Source organism: Micromonospora sp. NPDC049047 (assembly GCF_040649135.1).
Lineage (GTDB): Bacteria > Actinomycetota > Actinomycetes > Mycobacteriales > Micromonosporaceae > Micromonospora.
This window is the reverse complement of the sequence record NZ_JBEZEY010000011.1, coordinates 60,255-80,821: the sequence shown is the minus strand read 5'-3', so window position 1 is coordinate 80,821 and position 20,567 is coordinate 60,255. Positions and strand designations below refer to the sequence as shown.

The window sequence follows — 20,567 nt, the reverse complement described above, 5'->3', positions numbered from 1 at the left end:
TCAACACCCCCGGTCCGTGTCACCGGAGGACCCGGCCTCGTCGGCGAACGGCACCAGGACCGTGCCCCGCTCGTCCGGACCGTCCCAGAGCACCGCCCGGTCAGGGCGAGGCTGCCATTCCACCGCCCGACCCAGGACCGCGGTGAGCTGCGCGACCGGAACGTCAAGCACGACCACGGCGGCCAACTTGTCGACCTCTCCCGCCGGCTCGACAAGCGCGGCGAACGGGGGCACCGCCCGCCACCAACCCAACACGTGTCTTCCCGTCGGCGGCCCGTTGCGGAGCAGCGCACGCAACCGGTCCACCGGCAGCTCCCGGGGGCCCGGCCGGTCCAGCCCGAAGGCCACCAGGTACGTCGGCAGCTCGTCGGCCGGGGCGGCCAGCAGCGTCGGCAGATCCACCAACTCGGCCGAATGCCGGGTGGCCAACTCCGCCGTCAACGCCTTCGCCAGCGCCCGAGCGCCCGGATCCGGCGCCGCCACCAGGAACCGGGCGGTGCCCGGCGCATGGTGGTCCGCGGTGCTCCGAACCGCCGTCGCCAGCAACCCGCCCGCCGCGGCACCCGACCCGAGTACCGCGAGGTTGCGGCCCGCAGCCGGACCCAACGGCACGGCGACCGTCGAACGGGCCACGTCCACCGCGCGACCCAGCAGGGCCGCCGGCCCGTGCGCCTGCCCCGCCAACGCCGCCCGATGCCGTGGATCGTTGCCGAGCAGCGGGCGAGCATAGCCGGCGAAGACCACAGGCGGCACCGCCCCGGCCGGCCGAGCGGCCCACAACTCGTGCCGCAACTCCTCCACCACCGCCGGGTGGTCCTGCGGATCAGGGTGCCGGATCAGCCGTTCATGACCTCGGATCGCGCCCCGGGGACCGCCGAGCCCGCCTGCGGTGTTCACCACCGCGCTGCCCACCGGCAGACCGGCGGCCGAATCGTTCGTCGGCTCCAACACCGGGCTGCCGCCGGGCAGCGCCACCCGCACCGGAAACTGCCCGAGCACCGAATCCCGATGACCCCCATCGGTCCGGGTGCCCAACCCCAGCTCGCCCGCACCGGCCAACACCAGGTGCACGCCGTACGCCCGGCCGGCCCGAGCCAGCCCGTCCAACTGGGCGGCCAGCTCAGCAGCCAACCGGTCCCGCTCGGCGAAGAGCAACGGCACATTGTCCAACACACAGACGATCCGGGGCAGCGGCTGGTGCTGACGCAGCTCGGCGAAACGTTGACCACCCGCGCGCGCCCCAGCCTCCGCCCGGCGCTGCACCTCGGCCGTCAACTCGTCGAGCAGGTCCCGGACGTACTCCCGGTCGGCGGCCATCGCGGCAGCGCGCACCTGCGGGATCCACGACCGGTCCCGCTCCGTCTGCAGAAACTCCACGAACGACTCACCGTCGCCGAGATCCACCAGGTAGAACGCCAACTCGTCCGGGCCGTACCGGGCGGCCAACCCCAGCAACGCGGTGGTCAGGAACGCCGCGCGACCCGCCGCGGACCGCCCACTGACCAACCAGTGCGGGGTCAGTTCGCTGAAACCAAGCGGCACCGACCGCCCCCCGGCATCACCCACTGTGGTGGTCAACCCATCGACGGACTCCGACTCCCACAGACGCTCACCCGTCGGCGGCAACAGCGCCGCCAACCCCAACCGCGAGCCGGCCTCCACCTGCTCGGCCAACCGTCGACACACCGCGTCGACCAGCTCAACCGGTGGGTCCACCTCGACGAAGACCGGCGAGTTCAGTCCGCCCGGCGGGTCCGCGCCCGGACTCGCGAAGGACGCCCTCGGCGGGTCACCGAGCAGCGCGTACGCGTTGCGCAGCGCCAGCGGTGTGCTGTGCGGCAGCGCGGCCCGCGTCGCGTACGGGCCGGCCGGAGGCCAGCCGGCCACCACCAGATGCAGACCGGCGGCAGGCCCCTGCTCGGCGAGCGCCTCGATCCGGACCAGATCGGTCGGACCTGTCGACTCCGGCAGAGCGGCGAACACGAGCAACAGCGTGCGATCGTGCCGACGTCGTCCACTCGCCCCCGGCGTGACCCACTGCTCCGCCTCCGTCAGCACTGCGCGCAGCCCCGCCAGGTCCACCGCAGGCGGCGGCAGCAGGCCAGCGTCAGCGAGCGAGCCGAACGGGGCCAGCGCCGAACCCGTGGCATCCACCGCGCGAATCAACAACGCACCCGCCGGCGTCGCCGCCAACAACCGCAGCAGTACGGCCCGGAGCAACCCCGCCACCCGTGGCTCCCGAGCGTCAGCGTCAACGCTCAGATGACCCGTGCCAACCAGCGGCACCAACGCGGGAAAGCGAGCATCGTCCAACGGCGCCGCCGTGCCGACCCGGACGAACGGCGGCGGGCCGTCACCCGCCGGAGAGTTCACGGTGAGCGAGTCCAACGCAGCACCAGCCCAACCCGGGGCCAACCGCGCGGCGACCACCCGAAGGCGATCAGCCAGCTCGTACTGGCGACGCTGGTCCGCGGGAGCTGGCCGGATCTCGTCCAGGATCCCGGCGGCAGCGGTGGCGACGGCCGCTGCCTGGCGATGCAGGGCAGCAGCGCGGTTCGTGCGTGCCTTCGGACCGGCCACCGCGTCCACCCCCTCTGCCCGAGGTTGGCAACCCCTCCCGAGCAGAGACGGTATCCCAGCCGAGGCTGCACCTCCGGGAGGTGGCACGGCGCTGCGCCAGCGATGTCGTGGATCTCACCGATGGGTAGGGGTCCGTCACGATCCGCTGGATCTGAGGCATTGGCTCCGGAGCGTCCAGCCGTTAACGTCAGGAGGTGGAATCAGTGCAGCCCCCCGCCGGTTCCCAGGTCTCCCACGTACCGGCCCAACGGACCCCATCCGAGCAGCTGCCGCCTGCCCCGGCACCGCCGGAGACGCAGCCGCCGCGTCGTCGAATGCGGACGGTGGTCACGGTCGTCGCCGGGGTGCTCGCACTGCTCCTCCTCGGTGGGCTCATCGCGGGCGTGGTGCTCTACCACCGGGCGTCCGCCCCAGACCGCAGCGCACCCGACGTGGTCGTGGACAACTATCTGCGTGCGTTTCTTGTCGACCGCAACGACGCGAGAGCAGACCTCTTCACCTGCGAGGGCGGGTCGGACCTCCAGGCCGTTCGGGATCTCCGAGTTGAGACTGAGCAGCGTGAATCGAAGTTTGGCGTCACCGTTCGAGTCAGTTGGGGCCCATTGACCCGGACGCCGTCTCAGGGCGGGGAATCTGTCGGCACGACGCTGACCATCGCTGGGTCCGCGAATGGCGTTCCCCGGAGCGGTCGGCGGGAGGACTGGACGTTTAGCGTCGTCGAGGACGACGATGGCTGGCGAGTCTGCGGCGGTGCGCGGGCCAGCTGACATCATTCAATCCACAGGAGATGTACCGGAACCTCCAACGTGGTGGGTGACTGGCCACGCCAGGCCCAGCGGTACCACTCCACCTCCGGCGTGATCCGGACGCAGATGTCCCCTTCGGCACCCGAGTAGGTCTCGGTGACTGCCCGCATGTCGCGGTGCTCCACACCGCCCTCGACGTGTACCACCCGGCGGCCGGTGACGGCGTCGGCCTCGAAGACGGGGATGGGGGCCCGGTGCGCCGGGCCGTCCAGCGAGACCAACCGGATGCCGGTTTCGCGAGGGCTGTCCGCCTGCGGCCGGCTGCCAACGGTCTCCACCCAAACCCGTTCCACCGGCACCAGTGGCGCGAACACCTCGACCTGGTCGGCCTCGGCTCGGTACCACTCGTGCTCGGGAATCACCGGCACATAGGTCCGGGCGCTCTGCACCACCCGGTCGTCCGCGCGCAGGTCTCCTCGCCACCCCAAGCCCGGCAGGCCGACCAGCACCCGTCGCCCGCGTAGCTCGACCCGGTCCGTGGCGGGGACCATGGTCAGCGGGCGGGGTGGCCGGGGCGCCCAGTCGGGCTGGTCGGCGAATGGGTCCGGCATCGGTCCGGTCATGCCCGTGGCGGCCTCACTCGGCAGCGCGCAGGGGGGCACCCCGCTCACGCATGAACGGGATCGGATCGATCGCGCCGCGGCTGGACCGGTCGCCGCGCAGGTGCACCTCGAAATGCAGGTGGGGCCCCGACGAGTTTCCGCTGCTGCCGACCTGCCCGATGACCTCGCCGGCCGGCACGATCTGGTCCGGTGCGACCCGGGGGCGGACCACCATGTGGCAGTACCGGGTGATGTTGCCGCCAGCGTGTAGCAGGTCAACGAACCAGCCGCAGCCACCCTTGCCGGGATACCCGTCCACGTCGCAGTTCCGTCGTCCCTGGTTGTCCGGGTCGCAACGGGCCACCAGCACCCGCCCGGCGGCTGCGGCTCGGATCTCGGTGCCCTTGGCCGCCCCGATGTCGACCCCGTTGTGACTGGGACGCTCGGCGGTCCGGAATCCGGAACCGACGTCGCCGGGGATCGGGGCGGTCCAGCCCGAAGCGGCAATCTCGCCGTGCTCGGCAGCGTTGCACACTGCCTTGCCGTTGATCTCGACGGTGCGGGCCGCCCCGCCGGCAAGGGCGTCAACGATCTTGCTGGCCAACTCCTCGTGCTTGGCGTACGCGTCTGGATAGGCGCTGACCTGCACCTGCTGCGCCACCACGGTCAGTGGCCGACGTTGCCAGCTCCGCACCTTGACGAGCTTCTCGTAGAACTTGCGAGCGGTGTACGCGGGTGTCATCCGCTCGGCGACCGAGCCCCAGCCGGGCCGCTGCTGGAAAAGGCCCAGCGAATCGTGGTCGGCGCCGACCCCCTCGTGTGGCAGTGCCAGAGACGCGGCAACATCGCTGTTGGCCAGGTTACGCAGGGCGGACTCCTGCATCGCCGTGGCCAGAGCGATCACCCAGCCGCGCGATGGCACCCCCAGGTCCTGGCCGACCTTGATGATGATCGCGGCGTTGCGGACCTGAGCGTCGCCGTACTCGGTGAACCGTGGCAGCTCGCCAGCGATGTCCACCGGGCGGATCGGGCCGCACCCCCAGCCGGCCAGGGTGTCCCCGTTCTCCGCGTCGCCACCGAGCCCACTGAGGAAGAACGCGGCGGTGCCGCCGGTACAACAGAGCAGGAGCAACGCCCCGGTGAGGATCGTGATGATCAGCCCGATCCGCAGCGGGCGACGCGGAGGGGTCGTGTCACCGCCCATGGTCATTGCCGTTCCCAATCCACCACGTCGACCAGCCAGCCGGCGTCGGCGGCGGCCACCAACTCCAGCCGGAGCCGACCGCTGTCGAGGGGCAGCAGCACCTCGACGAACGTCTGGGTGCGGGCCCGCACCTCCGGCGGCCCGGTGACCTCTTCGGCCGGAACCCCGCTGGGTTCGGCGCCGGACAGCTTGTCGGTCAACGCCGGGGTCGACAACGGGCGCAGGCCGGCATGCCATTGTTCGGCGGCCATCCCGGGCTGGCCGAGCCAGGCCTTGGCGAACCGGTCGGCGGTCTGCTCGGGGGTGCGGGCACCCGCTGGAGTGACAGGCGATGGCGGCGCCTCGGTGGACTTCACGCCGTCGTCACCGGCCGTCGGATCCACAGTGGTGATCGGCCGGTCCGGCCGGTTGCTCAGTCCGTCCGCCGGACCTGGCGGACCGGAGACCAGGCGGGCAGCCCCGATAACGCCGAAGATGAGCACCACCATCACCAGCGCCACTCCCAGTCGGGACCGAAGCGCCCGGGTGAAGAGAAACTCCAGCGCCCGTCTCATCGCCGTCACCGCGCCTCTGAGCGCACCCGCGGTCCGGTACGGTCCGGCGCGCGCTCAGCGGAGCCCGGTCGGTAGACCACGAACGACGGGTTCTCGGCTGGCACGTCAGGTTCGGTCCAGGTCGCCGGCTGCCGTCGCCGAGGCTGGGGTGGGACCTTACGGCTCCGGCCTCCCGTCCCCTCCTTCGTTGCCTCATCAGCGTTTTCCCGACCGTCAGGTCGCGCGTCGCCGGCCCGTTGGGCCCCGACCGGAGCGGCCGGCGTCGGCACCGGGTCCTCTCTGCGCGCCTCCGGGCGCAGCCGGGTCTGCTCGGCGTCCGGCGATCGGCGACGTCCGCCCACCGGCTCGGCCGTGCCGCCGGGCTCCACCACGTCGAGCCGTGCCGCGACGCGCATGTCGCGGAAGAACCGACGGTGCCAGGAGCCGGCCGAGCTGACCGCCTCGCTGCTGTCCTTGCCGCCCAGCTGGGTTATCCGCCGGTACGGGCGCAGCAACAACCAGCCGACCACCCCGCAGAGCCAGACAAGCACGACCTGGAGCCAACCGGGCAGGGTAGGCGTGCTCATGATCAGATCCACTGCGAACAGGTAGATCGCCGCGCCGGTGCCGAAAATGGCGATGTTGAAGACCGCGGCGACCACGGCGTTCGCCAAGCGCCGCAGCCCAGCACTGGCCGGCCGAAGCAGCCCGATCGTGCCGAGGATCGGAGCGGCGATCACCGCCCAGCGGAAGATCAGGAAGCCCAGTAGGACCAGCAGCGACGCGGTCAGGTCGAACATGGCGAAGAGCACCGAGGCCAGTACGGCAATGAACCCGGCCCCGACCCGGTCCATGTCCCGTACGCCCTGGAGGTACTCGTAGGCCTCCGGGTCCTCGGTCTGGATCTGTTGGGCCACCCGCGCCCACTGTTGCTGCTTGGCCGCGATAGTCGCTTCCCGGGTCGCCGGGTTCGCGCGCAGTTTCTCGGCTTCGTCCCAGGAGAGTGCCTTGGCGTCGTATAGCGCAGGGCCGTACTTGCGGGCGGTCTCGCTGTCGGCTGAGCCGAGCACTCCCCGTAGCCAGTTGCGGTAGAGCATTGCCTCGGTGGCCGTGTCACTGGCTCGTACGGCGGGTGGCCGATTGTCCTTGCAAGCTCCAGGAGTTGAGTCGTCGCATTGGTCAGGTGGAGTGTCCCGGGCTGCGGGACCCACGGCATCGTGCACCACACCCAGGCTGGTGACCAGGGTGCCGTCCGCGATATTCGCCGACTTGACCGGCCAGGCCGCCAGTGCCGTGACCGCGACCATCACCAGCAGCGCCCAGCCTGCGGTGGTCATCGCATTACTCATGTCCGACTGGCGGGACCGCCAGAGGAGGTACAGCCCCACAACACAGAGGGTGACGATGCCGAAGACGCTGAACACCTTCTGGTACACGGCCTTGGTCGCCTGCTCCACCAGCGGGTCGGCCCAACCCCACATCGATCGCGGATCCCAGGCTCGCTCGCGCAGCGCGTTCGAGGCCCCCACGATCGCGGTGGCCATCATGAACTCGCCATTCGCCACGGTCGTGGTGAACTTGTAGTCCGGATGCAGGACAGACGACGCGCAGCCGCCCGGGATGTCGTACGTCGGGTAGCTGTAGCCCGCGTAGCCGTAGTCGCTGTAGAGCCCTTTGGGCCCAAGCTCCTTGGCAGAGTCTGGGCGGCCGGCGAACCAGCCGGCGAGTCCGGAGTCCGGCGTTCCTGGGGTCGGTGCGTTACGACACTTGACCTCGTCCTCGCTTACCGCTTGCAGTTTGTCCACGCAGGTGCGGAAGTCGGCCTGCCACTCCTTGGTCGTGCAGAGGTCGGCGCGGGCCTGGGCGACGGGCGGTGCGGCGGCTGCGGCCTCCGCGCCGATCAGCGGCCAGGACAGGGTGGCCCCGGCCAGTACGCCGAGGGTGAGCAGGAACGACGTGATCCTTGCCCGGGCCCTCGCCATGTCACGCCTCCAGATCCGGCAGGGAGATGCTCGGTAGCACGCCGGCCGCCGCGGCGATCGCGGCGGGTGTCGTGTCGAGGTGGTCCAAGAGCCCTTCGACGTACGAGACGTCGACGCGGACCTTCTGCACACGGCCGTCGACGTCGCGCATCACGAACTCGCGGAAGCCGAGGCGGTTGGCGGAGCTGGTGTCGGCGGCGGAGAGCGAGGCGAGGGTGGCTTCGTACCCGTCGTTGACCGGCACCCGCAGCAGTCGTAGCGCTTCGGAGGCGATCTCTGCGTCTTCGGCGATCCGGCCGACGAAGACTGTGGAGACCAGGTTCTGCACGTCGAGGCCGAGGATGTCGCGGGGGTTCTGCGAGGCGACCAGGGCGGCGAGGTTCCACTTGCGGGAGTCCCGGGCGAGCCGGACCAGGAACGACCGTCCGGACCGCCAACCCTCCATGAAGTGCGCCTCGTCGAGGCCGACGAGCTTGCGTGAGGACATCGACCCGCCGTAGCAGCGGCGGACGGCGAGCCGGTGCGCGGTGTGCAGCATCGGCAGGGCCAGCGCTTCCTCGGCGGACCAGTACTCCCGTTCGATCTTGAGGTCGGGCAACCGCAGCCCGGCCATGGTGATCACGGTGAGGGCGGCGTCGGCGCCGAGCAGCCCTTCCGGTGGTCGACCGAAGAAGAGCATGGCCAGTGGCATCTCGGCGGTGTCCAGCAGGAGGTTGGCCAGCTCCTTGCCGGCGTCGTCGTCGAGACGACCGAGGCAGCTCACCACGTCGTCCAGGGTGGACGTCTCTTCGGCGGGGACCTGCCGGACCGCGTGCCGGAACAGGGTGGCGGTGGACGCCTCACGGGCCACCTGTGGTGGCACCAGCATCATGCAGATGTCCTGGACCAGCATCCGCCGCTCGGCCCGGGCGTTGGAGACCGCGATCTCGAACTCGCGGTCACCAGCCGCGCCGGCAGCGAATTCGGTACGCAGCGGGGTGGGGATGAGTGAGTAGGGCGCCAGGGTGCCGTGCTCGGAGCCGGTCAGGTTCAACACCCGGGAGTACGGTCGCAGTTCGGGCATCGCGCAGAGTCGAGCCAGCGGCCCGGACGGGTCGAGCAGGGTCACCTGGACACCTCTGCGGGCGGCCAGGTAACCCAGCGCGCCGAGCAGGGTCGACTTGCCACCGCCCGGTTCGGCGACGAAGACCGCCAGCCCGGAGCGTTCCCGGACCTCCATCGGGAAGTGCAGGTCGAGGAAGACCGGTCGACGGCAGGTGCCGGCCGTCCTACCGATCAGGTCTCCCCGGCGGTCGCCCACGTTCGAGGCGGCCTGGGGGAGCGCGGCGGCGAGCAGTGGCACCGGCATGCGGCGGACGTAGCCGGTGTTGGCGATCGGCTCGCCGGGGATGAACTCGCGGGCCAACCAGTCCTGGTTCTTGGGGTGTTGCAGGGAGATGCGCAACTCCCGGGAGTAGAGCTGGATGAGCCGGCGGGCGCGCTCCAGGCATTCCTCCCTGGTCCGACCGCCGACGGCGATCCGGTGCCAGCCGTGCGCACGGGCCGAGTCGACCGGCAGACCGGTGGTCATCTCGTCGCCGATCACCAACGCGCGTTTGGCCAGTCGCTCCAGCTCCGGGGGAGCGTCGATGCCGTGCTCGGCGTAGTCGAGCTGTTGCGAGCGGATCATCCGCAGCCGGTGTTCGAGATTGCGGAAGGAGTCATTGGAGCCGAGGATGTCGACGCGGGTGGAGATTTCCATCGGCCACGGCAGCCGCTCGTGGAAGTGCAGCCAGGGCTCGTGCCGCTCGGGGATCTCCAGCGGCTCCATCCGGCCGACGGCGAGCACCGCCACGTGCCGTTCCTCGCCGGTCATCCGGTTGACGAGCTTCACCGTCGAGCCGTACGGGGTGCGGTAGCGCTCGACCTGTTCGGTAAGGGCGAGCAGGTCACCGCGTTCCCAGTGCCCGTCGGTGACCGGGGAGAGGGTGCCGGGCGGGGCCATGCACAGCGCCACCGAGCGGTAGAGCAGCCACTCCAGCTCCTGGGCGGTGACCCGTCGGCCGCGCATGCCGAACGCGCCGAGCACCTCGTCGAACTGCTCCACGGTGCGGCCCAGTTTGCGGCGTTCGCCCTCGGCGGTGCCCCGACCGAAGGTGCGCAGCAGCCGCTCGGTGAGCGAGTCACCGAGGGAGCGGCGGGCGAAGGTGACGCCCAGGTAGGTCTGTCCCTCGGCGTGGTTGACCGCCATCAGGTGCCGCTGGGCGGCGACCAGGTGATCGGCCCAACCGGTGGTGCCGGGCACGTCGGCGAGCGGCGCGGGGGTGTGTGCGTCGATGGTGCGCGCCCACTCGTCGGCGGGGAACGGCCGGGTCGTGCGCCGCAGGTGCAGCCGGAAGCCGGCCAGGCCGGCGTACTGCTCGGAGATGGCTGACAACAGCGCTTCGCGTTCGGCGTCCGGCCGGAATGCCCAGCGGACCTCGGGCAGCCAGTACCAGGCGGTCACGGTGTTGGGGGTGAAGGTCAGGTGACCGGCGATCTCGGTGATGGCCAGCTCGACCGACGGGTCCCGATCGCCAAACTTGATCTTCGGGGCGCGAATCCGGGTCGGCTTGGTCGGTTGGTCCAGTCGGCTCGTGGCACGTTTTCGGGACGGGGCGATCTCCCGTCCGGTCGGCACGGTGCCCGAGCCCTCGGCCCGATCCGAGTCGGCGACCCGTCGCGGCGTGCGCTCCAGCGCCGGCCGGTCCGCGGGCCCGGTGTTCGCCGGCTGCTCAGCCGGGGCTGTTTGTCGGGCCGGTTGAGCAGCCGGTCGGGCTGCCTGCGGCGCCTGCCGAGCCGCCGGTGGGGCAGGCGTCCGGCGTCTGGGCGTGGTGCCTGCCGACCCGTTGACGGGCTCGGTGCTGGTCGGTGGTGTGGTGGGGGCCCGGTCGGGTTCAGCCGAGGGCCGGACCATCGGCAGCCGGTCGCCGGCCTGGTGCGGCACCCGGGACTCGCTGACCGGGTGGCCACCGCCGTGGCGTGGCTCGACCGGCCGGCGTCCGCCGCGGGGCTGGTCGTCGGGCGACCAAGGTGGTTCCAGTTCGGGGCTCGGACGGGCCGGTGCCGGGCCGATCTGCGGCGGTGCCTGCGGTGGGATCGCCGGCTGCTCCTGGGTGCTCGGACCAGCCGAAACAGCTCGCGTGGCGCTGGCTCGTGCGCCACCGAAGAGGTCCAGGAAGGGCGAGTCGATGTCGGCGTTCTCGCCGGCGGCCACCGCACTGGGCTCGGCGGGTGGCGTCCGCCGGGGGACCGGCCGGGGTGCCTGGAACACGCCCACCGCACCGTGGCCGGGCGATGTCACAAGCGCAGGATCGAGCGCCACCTCATCCTCGGCATCGCCGTAGTCGAATGACTGCGCACGGTGACCGGCAGGCACCGGCTGGTGGCCGGCCGGAGAATCCGGCGTGGACGAGCGACTCATGCGACCGCCTCAGGAGATGGCGGCAGGCTGCCACCCGCGTCGTGTGACGAACCGATCGACGTACGCCCGGTCATGCCAGCTCCTCCCGAATCCTGATCCGGCTGCCGACCAGGCGCGGGTCGCGCTGCTCGATCGCCGGCTCCCGGGTGCGCCGCCAGTCGGTGAGCGCGGTGCGGATGACCACCCGCGCCGGCCGATCGGGGTCGACGTGCCGGAAGATGAACGACGTGGTCACGATCGCGAGCGCGATCTCCCAGGCCGGGAAGAGCTCGACAGTGAACGTGAACAGCCAGTGGATGAACATGTAGAGGGGGACCAGCAGGATGAACAGCCCGTACTGGGCGTAGGGCAGGTGGACCGGAAGGGTGTAACCGGGCGGCCCGAGGTAGACCAGGCGGGCCCGGTAGATGTCGTCGTCGGTGCGCAGCCGCATCTGGTGAACGCGCCTATTCGAAGATCAGGTCGATCAGGTAATCGCCGACGAAGAAGAGCGTTGCCGCGCCGGCGATGAAGGCGAGCCCGACGATCGCGATCGCGGAGCTGGTAAGCACTTTGGAGATCTCGCCGCGGCTGGCTCGGCCGATGAAGATGACGCCCAGGACGGCAAGCAGGATCGGCGCGATCTTGCTGGCGAAGAAGGTGACGACACCGTTGGTGTCGATCCCCTTTGGGGCCGGCTCCGCGAGCGGAGTCGACGCCAGGGTGGAGAGCGCGTGGGCGACGTTGGAAGACGCCGTCTCCATGAGCTCGAAGGCGATCACTGGAACCTCCCCATAGCGCGGCCGGCGGTGCCGCGGCGGTGCGATAGGCAAGCCGGACGGGAAATCTGCTCCTCAGGGCATGGCGTTCTTGACCCTGCGTTCGTTACTCACCACGGAGGGTGGCGAGGTTTGGGCGGATTTTCCCCGCTTCGGCCCTCCCTCCAAGCTTCGCCATCTCGATGCTGGCCAATTCCAAAGCGTACGGGCCGCCCCGGATTGCGACAAGCCGCGAAGGGACTGCCCGATGCCGCCCGAATGACCGATCGTACACCTGTTCTAACGAGCACGTCAGGGGTGGTCGGTTGAGCCGACCCGGGCCGGTCGGCGCCGCTGCCGCGACCGGTACCGTCTAGTCGTGACCGATCTGGTGCGGGCCTCGGGCCCGGTGGTGATGGGCGTCCTCAACGTCACGCCGGACTCCTTCTCCGACGGCGGACGGTACGCCGACCTCGACTCGGCCGTCGGACACGGCGTCCGTCTGCGCGACGCCGGTGCGCACCTCATCGACATCGGCGGCGAGTCGACCCGTCCGGGCGCCGAACGGATCGACGCCGCGACCGAGGTCGCCCGGGTGCTGCCGGTCATCCGCGAGTTGACGGCCGCCGGCGTGTCGGTGAGCATCGACACCAGTCGCGCCCGGGTGGCGGAGGCGGCCCTGTCGGCCGGGGCGGCGGTGGTCAACGACGTCTCCGGCGGGCTGGCCGACCCGGACATGGCCCGCGTGGTTCGCGACGCGCGCTGCCCCTGGGTGCTGATGCACTGGCGGGGCCACTCCCGGGCGATGCGCGACCTGGCCAGTTACGGCGACGTGGTGGCCGACGTCCGGGCCGAACTGGCCCAACGGATCGACGCGGCGCTGGCCGCCGGGGTGGCCGCCGACCGCCTCATCGTCGATCCGGGGCTCGGTTTCGCCAAGACCGCCGCGCACAACTGGGAACTCAGCGCCCGGCTGCCGGAGCTGCTGGATCTCGGCTGTCCGCTGCTCTTCGGGGCCAGCCGCAAGTCGTACCTCGGTGGGTTGCTCGCCGCCCCGGACGGCACCCCACGACCGACCGCCCAGCGGGAGGCGGCCACGGTGGCCACCAGCGTGCTGGCCGTCGCCGCGGGCGCCTGGGGCGTCCGCGTACACGACGTGCGGGCCACCGTCGACGCGCTGGCCGTCTGGACCGCCACCGGCAGCCCGCGCATGGTCGTGGCGGGGCACGGCACGGAGCGAGCGCATCACGATCACGAGCATGGGGTACGGCGATGACGACGGACCGGATCCACCTGACCGGACTGCGGGCGCGCGGCCGGCACGGGGTGTACGACTTCGAACGCGAACAGGGGCAGGACTTCGTTGTCGACGCCGTCCTGGAGTTGGACCTCGGCCCGGCCGCCGCCAGCGACGACGTCACCGACACCGTCCACTACGGCGAGTTGGCCGAACGCCTGGTGGCGGTGGTGACCGGCGAGCCGGTGAACCTGATCGAAACCCTCGCCGATCGACTCCTCACTGTCTGCCTGGCCGACGAGCGGGTGCGCACCGCCACTGTCACTGTGCACAAACCGGAGGCCCCGGTGCCGCACACCTTCACCGACGTGGCGGTCACCATGACCCGGGCGAGGGGCCGGTGACCCGGGCCGTGCTGTCGCTCGGCAGTAACCTGGGCGACCGGCTGGGCCACCTGCGCACCGCGGTCGCCACGCTCGGCGACGCCGTTCTGGTGACCTCCGGGGTGTACGAGACTCCACCGTGGGGCGACGCCGACCAGCCCGCGTACCTCAACGCGGTGGTGCTCGCCCAGGACGCGACCGCGACCCCCCGCGACTGGCTGGAGCGGGCTCGCGACGCGGAGCGGGCGGCCGGCCGGGTCCGGGACCAGCAGCGGCGGTTCGGGCCGCGCACCCTCGACGTGGACGTGATCGCGGTCTGGGGCGACGACGACGAGCCGGTGTTCAGCGACGAGCAGGAGTTGACCCTGCCGCACCCCCGGGCGCACCTGCGGGCCTTCGTGCTGCGGCCGTGGATCGACATCCAGCCCTACGGTCGGTTGCCCGGCCACGGTTGGCTTACCGATCTGCTCACCACCGGCCCCGCGGCGGACGACGCGCTGGAACTGCGTCCCCGGCCCGAGTTGGCGTTAGAGTCGACGGCATGACCGAGCGGAGCCGGCCGGCATGACGCAGGCGAAGTCCCCACCACCGGGCGGGTCGGGCCCGGACCGCTCCCGGATGGGCCCCACCCGGATCTCGACACTTGTCGTCGCCGCACTGGCCGCCGCGGCGGTGGCCTGGTTGCTGATCAGCAGCCTCTACTACAGCGGCATCCCGAGGCTGCCCTGGCTGCCGGTGGTGACGCTGGCCGGGCTCGCCGTGCTCGAGGGGTACGCCGCGATCAACACCCGGGGCCGGATCGAGCGCAAGCCCGGCCGGGACCCGGTCGACCCGCTGCTGGTTGCCCGGCTGGTGGTGCTGGCCAAGGCGTCGGCGCTGGCCGCGGCCATCTTCGCCGGCTTCTACGCGGGGCTGACCGGCTGGCTGTTCATGGAAACCACCCGCGCGGCCCTGGACGATCGACCGGCTGCTGGCGGCGGCCTGCTCGCCTCGCTGGCTCTGGTTGGTGCCGCGCTGTGGCTGGAGCGCTCCTGCCGGGTGCCGGAGCGCCCGGACGACGACCACGAGCAGGACCCACGGGAGAGCCGTCCCGGCCAGCGCTGAGCAGGGGGTTACGCCCGGCTCCGAGCGCGGGTACGGTGCCTGCGATCGGAGAGCAAGGCCCACCCCCGGTCCGTCCGCGCGCCGGACCTGGGACGGTCGGCCACTGGGGAGGCGGCGTGATGGGTTACGAAGAAGCGGGTCGGGACCGCTCGACCGAGCCCTCGTCCGGTGTGCCCGCCGCCGTCCTGGAGAACGTCTTCGACGACCCCACGCAGGGTGATCCCGGCCGGGATCGGCTCGGCGTGCAGGTGGTCTGGGAGGTGCTGCTGCTCGCCGGCGTGGCGGCAGTGGGCTGGCTGCTCTGGCAGGAGGATCAGAGCCTGCTGCGCGCCGACAACCTGCGCACCCTGCTCGTCGACGCGGTCGGATTGGGGCTGCTCGCCCTGGCCGCCGGGCTGAGCCTGCGTACGGCGGCACCGAACCTGGCCGTCGGGCCGGTCGCGGTCGCCGCCGCCCTGCACTACGCCGAGCAGGGTGATCGGGGTCTGCCGGCGTCGGTCGGCCCGGCCGTGGCGCTCGCCGCGCTTGGCGGGCTCGCGCTGGCGCTGACCGTGGTGCTGCTGCACGTGCCGGGGTGGGCAGCCAGCCTGGCCGGTGCGGCCGGGGTGGTGGTGTTCATCGAACGCCGTTCGGCGCCCGTGCTGGTGCAGGGCGACTACGACCCGGGGCGCAGTGCCGGATACCTGTTCGCCGGCTTCGCGGCGGTGGCCGTCCTCGGCGGGCTGTTCGGCGCGGTCCGGGCGATCCGCCGACTTGTCGGCCGGTACCGGCCGACCACCGACCCGGCTCGTCGGCGTGGCGCGGTGGCCGCCGTCGTCACCGCTGTCGCGCTTGTCAGCTCGACAGTGATGGCCGCCCTCGCCGGTGTCCTCATCGCCGCCAACCACTCCGGGACGGCCACGGACCCGGGGTCCGTAACGCCCACCTCGGGGCTGGACTGGACGATCCTGGCGATCGGGGTGGCCCTGCTCGCCGGCACCAGCGCGTACGGGCGTCGCGGCGGTGTGTTCGGCACGTTGCTGGCGGTCAGCCTGGTCACCGTCTTCCAGGCGTACGCGCCGGAGCGTGGTTGGACGCTGAGCACCTGGGCGGTGGGTGGCGCCGCGCTCGGTGTCGGGTTGCTCGTCACCCGGCTTGTCGAGACGTTCGGTCGGCCCCGGCCGGGCAGCACCGACAGACCCGAACCGGTCACCGACGGCACGATCAGCACCGGGTGGACCATGCCGCAGTCGCAGTCGGTGGAGAACTGGCCGCCGACACTGCCGACGCCTGCCGCACCGCAACCCGTGGACCCCTGGCGGGACCCGCGGTGGGAGGACGGCCCGCGCCGGTGGGACGCCGACGAGCGGTGATCAGGGTGACGTCCGCCGAGCCGGAGCTGATCTCGACGGTTAGGCTCGGCGACATGACCGACACACCTGCCGCCACCCCCGGCGGAACCTCGTTCGCCGAGCTTGACGCGTTGCCCACCGAGGAGTTGCGGGAGCGGGCGTTCGCCCTGGCCCGGGAGCGGCGGGACGTCAAGTTCTACTGGTCGGTGCTGCGGCACCTGCCGAACGCGGACGAGGCCACGGTGCTGGACGGCGCACCGAACTCGATCGGCCCGACCATCGACGAGGCCAACGCGCTGTGGCGGGAGCTGACCGGTCACGGTTACGAGGAGTCCGCGCCGCTGCTGCGGGCCGCCTTCATCGACTACCTGCTGAAGCACTGAACCGCCCGGGGCAGCCCAGGTCCGCCCGAAGGACAGGGTCGGGGCCTGGACGGATGGCGTCGTCGTTCCTGCACCGCTCCGGCCGGGTCAGCCGCTACGGCACCGCCGCCGGCACCGGCGCGCTCGCCGTGTTGCTGCTGGTCGGGATCTGCGGCAGTCCGGCGTACACCGGTTGGGCTGCCACCCAGACCGACCCGGAGTCGGCCGGCGCCTACTATCTGCGCCTGCTCGCCTGGCCGGCCTGGCGGCTGGACGCGGACGGGCAGGCCGGCGGGTTGTTCGCCGCCGACCTGCGGGCCGTGCTGCTCGTGGTCCTCGCGGTCGCCCTGCTCTACCTGTTGCCCGCCGCGCAGGTGGCCCGGGTGCCCAGCCCGGTGAGCCAGTTTCTGTCCGGTTGGGCCGCGTACGTGCTCGCCGGTGGGCTGGCCGCCGTGCTGGCGGCGGTGCTCACCCCGGATCCGTCGCTGCTCGGTGCGTTGCAGGACGCCAGCGCGGGCGCCGGCTACGGCTTCCTCACCGGGTGGATCATCGGCACCGCCAGCCTTGGTGGTCGCGCCTGACCTGGTCCGAGGCGGTCGGGCGGGGGTGGCCGGGACCGGGCCGCCGACGGTGGCGGCCCGGTGGGCGTCGGGTCAGTTCGTCGGTCGGCCCAGCTCGAGCAGGCGGTGTCGGCTGAGGGCACCGACCGGTCGGCCGGCGTCGGTCACCACCAACTGGTCCCGTCCCGAGGTGAGCAGCACGGCCAGCGCGTCGTAGGCGGTGCCGTCAAGTGCCACGGTGGGCAGGTCCGCGGCGGCGTCGCCGGGTACGGGCTCCAATGACTCCCGGTCGAGTGGGGTCACCGCCAGCCGGCGGATGCCCCGGTCGGCTCCGACGAACTCGCGTACGAACGGGGTGGCCGGTGCGCCGAGCAGCGCGGCCGGCGTGTCGTACTGCTCCAGGTGCCCGCCCTCGGAGAGGACCGCGATCCGGTCGCCGAGCCGGACCGCCTCGTCGAGGTCGTGGGTGACAAGGACCGTCGTCTTGCGGACCTCGGCCTGAAGGCGGAGGAACTCCTCCTGCAGGCGGGTCCGGACGATCGGGTCGACGGCCGAGAACGGTTCGTCCATCAGCAGCACCACCGGGTCGGCGGCGAGCGCGCGGGCCACGCCGACCCGTTGCCGCTGGCCACCGGAGAGCTCGTGCGGGTAGCGGCCCCCGAACTGGGCCGGGTCCAGGCCGACCAGGTCGAGCAACTCGTCGACCCGGGCCCGGGTCTGCCGCTTCGGCCACCGGAGCAGGCCCGGCACTGTGGCCACGTTGGCCCGGACCGTCTGGTGTGGAAAAAGGCCGACGTTCTGGATCACATACCCGATGCGGCGGCGCAGCTGCACCGGGTCGACGTCGGTGACGTCCTCGTCGCCGAGCGTGATCCGGCCGGCGGTCGGCTCGATCAGGCGATTGATCATGCGCAGTACCGTCGACTTGCCACAGCCGGACGGGCCGATCAGCACCACCAGTTCGCCGGCCCGGACGTCCAGGCTGAGCTCCCGGACGGCCTCGGTGCCGTTCGGGTAGCGCTTCTTGATGCCCTGTAGGGAGATCGACGCCGCGCGAGGGGATCGGGCCGCGTCGGCAGCCTCCGGGGTAACGTCCACGTATGTCCTTCCGCCTGAGCTACCGGGCCGACCCGGGTAACCCCTGGTTCTCCTGGCAGTACGTGCGGGACAACTCTGACACGATCCTCGCCGCCGTGCGCGAACACGCCTCCCTCACCGGGCGGGCGGTGCTGCTCGCCGTGTTGATCGCGCTGCCGTTGTCCGTGCTGGCGTACTGGTTCCGGCCGCTCGCCGGTCCGATCCTCGCTGTCAGTGGGGTCGTCTACACCATCCCGTCGTTGGCGCTCTTCGCGTTCATCGCGCCCTACCTGGGCACCGGAACCACCACCGTGCTGGTCGGGCTGGTCCTCTACGCGTTGCTGTTGATCGTGCGCAACGTGGTGGCCGGCCTCAACCAGGTGCCCCCGGAGGTCGGCGAGGCCGCCGAGGGGATGGGGTACGGCCGGTGGGGGCGGCTGTTCCGGATCGACCTGCCGTTGGCGCTTCCGGGCATCGTGACCGGCGTGCGACTGGCGACCGTCTCGACGGTGGCGTTGGTCACAGTCGGGGTGCTGGTCGGGCATGGCGGCCTCGGGCAGTTGATCTTCGCGGGCTTCCAGAACAACCTCTACAAGGCGGAGATCATGACCGCCGCGCTGCTCTGCGTGGCGCTCGCGGTAGTGCTCGACCTCCTGCTCGTCCTGGTCGCCCGGTTGGTGACCCCCTGGTCCACCCGGAGCGCACGGTGACCGTCGCGGCGAATCCGATCGGCCAGGCGATCACCTGGATCAACGACCCACTGAACTGGACCAATCCGGGCGGCATGCTGGACCGGCTCGGTGAGCACCTGACGATCTCGGCCCTGGCGGTGGCGCTCGGCTGCCTGGTGGCCTGGCCGCTCGGGCTCTGGCTGGGGCACCTCGGCCGAGGTGGTGGCCTGGTGGTGCTGGTGTCCAACGCCACCCTGGCCATCCCCACCCTGGCGCTGCTCACCATCCTGCCGGTGGCCTTCGCCAGCGGCTTCGGACGGACGCCGGTAGTGGTGGCGCTTGCCGTCTTCGCCGTGCCGCCGCTGCTCGCCAACGCGTACACCGGGGTGCGACAGGTGGACCCGGAGGCCCGCGACGCGGCCCGGGGGATGGGCCTGTCCGGCGGGCAGCTGCTGCGCCGCGTCGAGTTGCCGCTCGCGGTGCCCTACCTGGCCGCCGGCTTTCGGACGGCCGCGGTCCAGGTGATCGCGACCGCCGCCCTGGCCTCGTTCGTCAACGGCGGCGGCCTCGGCCAGATCATCAGGACCGGCTTCGGGATCGGCATCGCGGCCGGTGGCGGGCAGATCGTCGCCGGCGGTGTGCTGGTGGCCGGGCTGGCGCTGCTCGCCGAGGTGGTTCTCGGTGGGGTCGAACGCCTTGTCACTCCCCGTCCGCTGCGGCGCGGACGGCAACGAACGCAGCGGCCCCGGCCCGCGGACGCCACCGGGCGGGCCTGACCCGTCCGGGTGAGCCCTGGGTCGAGCCGACCGCACACATCCGGCCGATCGGTGACGATGAGGTGACGAAGTCCATCCTGAGTTGTCGGTCGGTTGCGGAGCATGTTGGGTGGATATTCGCGGGCGGCCAACAGTCAGGCTCGTCCGTCGGACACGCGGCCGGCCCGGGACGGGCCGCGCCGGGACACGGAAGGCGGGCACATGCGCGCACGTACACGGCTGGCGATCGGCGTAATCGGCGCCGTCGCCGGGGCAGCGCTCCTCACCGGATGCGGTAAGGAAGGCTCGTCCGGCACCGACGCACCGCAGCAGGGCGCCTCCGGCGCCGGATGCGCCCCGGTCGCCGGCCAGCAGCTCATCGCTCTGCAGGACGACAAGAAGCTCCAGAACTCCGACAACGTCATCCCCGCGGTCAACAGCAAGGTCGCCAACCCGCAACTGATCGCCGCACTGGACAAGGTCTCCGCCGCGCTCGACACCCCGAAACTGATCCAGCTCAACAAGGCGGTGAACGACGAGCGTAAGACGCCACGGGTGGCGGCCGAGGAGTTCGCCGCCGCCAACAACCTCACCGACGGCATCGCCAAGGGACCGGGCGGCGACATCACTGTGGGCGCCGGCAACTTCGCCGAGAGCCAGATCCTGGGCGAGCTGTACCGGATCGCGCTCACCGCAGCCGGCTACCAGGTCAAGGTGCAGCAGATCGGCAACCGCGAGCTGTACGAGCCGGCGTTGCAGAAGGGCGAGATCCAGGTCGTCCCGGAGTACGCGGCGACAATGGCCGAGTTCCTCAACACCAAGGACAAGGGCGGCACTCCGCCGCCGATCTCCTCGCCCGACATCAACAGCACTGTCACCGCGCTCAAGGCCCAGGGCGACAAGGTCGGCATCACCTTCGGTGCCCCGGCCGCAGCCCAGGACCAGAACGCCTTCGCCGTCACCCAGGCGTTCGCCGACAAGTACGGCGTGCGGACCCTCTCCGAGTTGGCCGCGAAGTGCTCCGGCAGCGCGACGGTGCTGGGTGGCCCGCCGGAGTGCGAGCAGCGCCCGTTCTGCAAGCCGGGCCTGGAGAAGACGTACGGGCTGTCGGTGGGCAAGTTCTCCTCGCTGGACCAGGGCGGGCCGCTCACCAAGAGCGGTCTGCGGGACGGCTCGATCAGCGTGGGCCTGATCTTCTCCTCGGACGGCGCGTTCGCCACGAACTGAGCCCGTTCTGGGCCTGCTACGGACGCCCCCGCCC

General features: G+C 71.6%; 20 protein-coding genes. 11 read left to right on the top strand and 9 right to left on the bottom strand.

Features of this window, described 5'->3' with window-relative positions:
• Positions 1-2,589, bottom strand: coding sequence for an FtsK/SpoIIIE domain-containing protein (locus tag AB0B86_RS19145; RefSeq protein WP_357418811.1), 2,589 nt, complete (start codon positions 2,587-2,589; stop codon positions 1-3).
• Positions 2,590-2,783: 194 nt separating this feature from the next.
• On the opposite strand from AB0B86_RS19145, the gene AB0B86_RS19140 reads away from it, so the two are divergent.
• Positions 2,784-3,347 carry a hypothetical protein gene (locus AB0B86_RS19140; RefSeq protein WP_357404008.1) on the top strand — a complete coding sequence of 188 codons (564 nt, stop codon included), beginning with the start codon at positions 2,784-2,786 and terminating at the stop codon, positions 3,345-3,347.
• Between the two features lie 2 nt (positions 3,348-3,349).
• On the opposite strand, the gene AB0B86_RS19135 is transcribed toward AB0B86_RS19140, so the two are convergent.
• The 7 genes from AB0B86_RS19135 to AB0B86_RS19105 form a co-directional block, all read right to left on the bottom strand.
• On the bottom strand, positions 3,350-3,949 hold the full coding sequence (locus AB0B86_RS19135; RefSeq protein WP_357404158.1) for a hypothetical protein: 600 nt from the start codon (positions 3,947-3,949) through the stop codon (positions 3,350-3,352).
• A 13-nt stretch (positions 3,950-3,962) separates the two neighbouring features.
• Complete coding sequence (locus AB0B86_RS19130; RefSeq protein WP_357404160.1) at positions 3,963-5,132, bottom strand: M23 family metallopeptidase; 1,170 nt, start codon at positions 5,130-5,132, stop codon at positions 3,963-3,965.
• A gap of 2 nt (positions 5,133-5,134) precedes the next feature.
• The gene (locus AB0B86_RS19125; protein WP_357404010.1) at positions 5,135-5,695 is read right to left on the bottom strand and encodes a hypothetical protein; all 561 of its coding nucleotides are present in this window, start codon (positions 5,693-5,695) and stop codon (positions 5,135-5,137) included.
• Entirely contained in the window at positions 5,692-7,647 is a 1,956-nt protein-coding gene (locus tag AB0B86_RS19120; protein ID WP_357404011.1) for an MFS transporter, read from the bottom strand. The genes AB0B86_RS19125 and AB0B86_RS19120 overlap by 4 nt, the downstream gene beginning before the upstream one ends.
• Position 7,648: 1 nt before the next feature.
• Positions 7,649-11,089 carry an ATP-binding protein gene (locus AB0B86_RS19115; protein ID WP_357418808.1) on the bottom strand — a complete coding sequence of 1,147 codons (3,441 nt, stop codon included), beginning with the start codon at positions 11,087-11,089 and terminating at the stop codon, positions 7,649-7,651.
• Between the two features lie 70 nt (positions 11,090-11,159).
• On the bottom strand, positions 11,160-11,522 hold the full coding sequence (locus AB0B86_RS19110) for a hypothetical protein (RefSeq protein WP_355032620.1): 363 nt from the start codon (positions 11,520-11,522) through the stop codon (positions 11,160-11,162).
• Positions 11,523-11,535: 13 nt separating this feature from the next.
• Positions 11,536-11,850, bottom strand: coding sequence for a hypothetical protein (locus AB0B86_RS19105; protein ID WP_357404016.1), 315 nt, complete (start codon positions 11,848-11,850; stop codon positions 11,536-11,538).
• 355 nt (positions 11,851-12,205) lie between these two features.
• Between AB0B86_RS19105 and folP the strand changes: the two genes are divergently transcribed.
• The 7 genes from folP to AB0B86_RS19070 all read left to right on the top strand — a co-directional run bounded on the left by folP (position 12,206) and on the right by AB0B86_RS19070 (position 16,824).
• On the top strand, positions 12,206-13,102 hold the full coding sequence (gene folP / locus AB0B86_RS19100; RefSeq protein WP_357404018.1) for a dihydropteroate synthase: 897 nt from the start codon (positions 12,206-12,208) through the stop codon (positions 13,100-13,102).
• On the top strand, positions 13,099-13,467 hold the full coding sequence (gene folB, locus AB0B86_RS19095; RefSeq protein ID WP_357404020.1) for a dihydroneopterin aldolase: 369 nt from the start codon (positions 13,099-13,101) through the stop codon (positions 13,465-13,467). The genes folP and folB overlap by 4 nt, the downstream gene beginning before the upstream one ends.
• Complete coding sequence (folK, locus tag AB0B86_RS19090) at positions 13,464-13,991, top strand: 2-amino-4-hydroxy-6-hydroxymethyldihydropteridine diphosphokinase (protein WP_357418806.1); 528 nt, start codon at positions 13,464-13,466, stop codon at positions 13,989-13,991. Before folB ends, folK begins: the two co-directional genes overlap by 4 nt.
• 19 nt (positions 13,992-14,010) lie before the next feature.
• Positions 14,011-14,550, top strand: a complete 540-nt coding sequence (locus AB0B86_RS19085) for a DUF3180 domain-containing protein (RefSeq protein ID WP_357404024.1) — start codon at positions 14,011-14,013, stop codon at positions 14,548-14,550.
• 119 nt (positions 14,551-14,669) lie between these two features.
• Complete coding sequence (locus tag AB0B86_RS19080; protein ID WP_357418803.1) at positions 14,670-15,902, top strand: ABC transporter permease; 1,233 nt, start codon at positions 14,670-14,672, stop codon at positions 15,900-15,902.
• A gap of 53 nt (positions 15,903-15,955) precedes the next feature.
• Positions 15,956-16,264 carry a hypothetical protein gene (locus tag AB0B86_RS19075; protein ID WP_357404028.1) on the top strand — a complete coding sequence of 103 codons (309 nt, stop codon included), beginning with the start codon at positions 15,956-15,958 and terminating at the stop codon, positions 16,262-16,264.
• A 53-nt stretch (positions 16,265-16,317) separates the two neighbouring features.
• A complete protein-coding gene (locus tag AB0B86_RS19070; RefSeq protein ID WP_357404030.1) occupies positions 16,318-16,824 on the top strand; it encodes a hypothetical protein in 507 nt (168 codons plus the stop codon).
• A gap of 72 nt (positions 16,825-16,896) precedes the next feature.
• Here AB0B86_RS19070 and AB0B86_RS19065 read toward each other — a convergent pair whose 3' ends face one another.
• On the bottom strand, positions 16,897-17,901 hold the full coding sequence (locus AB0B86_RS19065; protein WP_357404032.1) for an ATP-binding cassette domain-containing protein: 1,005 nt from the start codon (positions 17,899-17,901) through the stop codon (positions 16,897-16,899).
• Between the two features lie 2 nt (positions 17,902-17,903).
• Between AB0B86_RS19065 and AB0B86_RS19060 the strand changes: the two genes are divergently transcribed.
• The 3 genes from AB0B86_RS19060 (at position 17,904) to AB0B86_RS19050 (ending at position 20,533) form a co-directional block, all read left to right on the top strand.
• Positions 17,904-18,590, top strand: coding sequence for an ABC transporter permease (locus tag AB0B86_RS19060; protein ID WP_357404034.1), 687 nt, complete (start codon positions 17,904-17,906; stop codon positions 18,588-18,590).
• A complete protein-coding gene (locus tag AB0B86_RS19055) occupies positions 18,587-19,327 on the top strand; it encodes an ABC transporter permease (protein ID WP_357404036.1) in 741 nt (246 codons plus the stop codon). Before AB0B86_RS19060 ends, AB0B86_RS19055 begins: the two co-directional genes overlap by 4 nt.
• Positions 19,328-19,528: 201 nt before the next feature.
• Positions 19,529-20,533, top strand: coding sequence for a glycine betaine ABC transporter substrate-binding protein (locus AB0B86_RS19050; protein ID WP_357404038.1), 1,005 nt, complete (start codon positions 19,529-19,531; stop codon positions 20,531-20,533).
• Positions 20,534-20,567: the final 34 nt, after the last annotated feature.